Source organism: Vibrio rhodolitus (assembly GCF_003350325.1).
Taxonomy (GTDB): Bacteria; Pseudomonadota; Gammaproteobacteria; order Enterobacterales; family Vibrionaceae; genus Vibrio; species Vibrio rhodolitus.
The window spans coordinates 1-786 of the sequence record NZ_QLYZ01000054.1 but is presented as its reverse complement, the minus strand read 5'-3'; the positions used below and the strand labels follow the sequence as shown (position 1 = coordinate 786).

The window sequence follows — 786 nt, the reverse complement described above, 5'->3', positions numbered from 1 at the left end:
CTGGCGGATCCCCTCATAATTCTCCCAGTCCACAGGCATGTGTCAGCCGTTGGTATTCCACTATCGCCCAGTGATATTGTGATTCACTTATTCGGTACCTTCGATGGCAACGAACTTCTTTACCAAGCCTTGGGATCGAGAGTACGCGTCGGTGCTTAATGGTGTTCGCTTGAAAGTCATAATGCCATTTCGCTTGTATAGCGATTAAGCCATTCCACCACATAATAATTTCTGCCATTAACGCCATAAGTAGCAATATGTCGATTCGATTAGTACAACGTGTCCGATTGTGACGAAGGGCTAACCCGTAAGCAGGGCTTTTCAAATCTCGAAACGACTCTTCAATTTGCATCCTTTTGGCGTATAAACGCGTTATTTTTACGCCATTTAGTACATCGTTGGGGATGTTAGTAACCAGAAGCCAAGGCTCTTTTGCGCCCTTGTGGAACACTTTCCCCGCAGAGTGCTTTTGACAGGTTCGGCTATGTCGATGTGCTTTTCTACCTTTGGGAGTGCTTTTGTATAAGTAGGCAAAGCACAAGAGTGGCGAGCGTCTTGCGAACTGGCTTGCACCTAAAAACTGGACCTTGTTCGTCGCTTGAGGGTAGAAAGTTTTGTTCCACTGCCAAGGAGCTTCACCACACTTTATTGAGACCTCACCGCGTACACGCCCAAGCCAAAACCAACCCTTATTGGCAACTTGACGAAACCATGTATTCCTAAAGCCCGCATCAGAGACAACAATAGGCGTACAGCCATTTGGGAGCAGAGTTTCTAACTTATCGA

General features: G+C 46.6%; 1 protein-coding gene. It reads right to left on the bottom strand.

Annotation, left to right across the window (positions count from 1 at the left end):
- Positions 1 to 13: 13 nt before the first annotated feature.
- Positions 14 to 786: IS4 family transposase (locus DPF93_RS21095; protein ID WP_114767934.1), on the bottom strand; the 773-nt coding region annotated here is incomplete at its 5' end.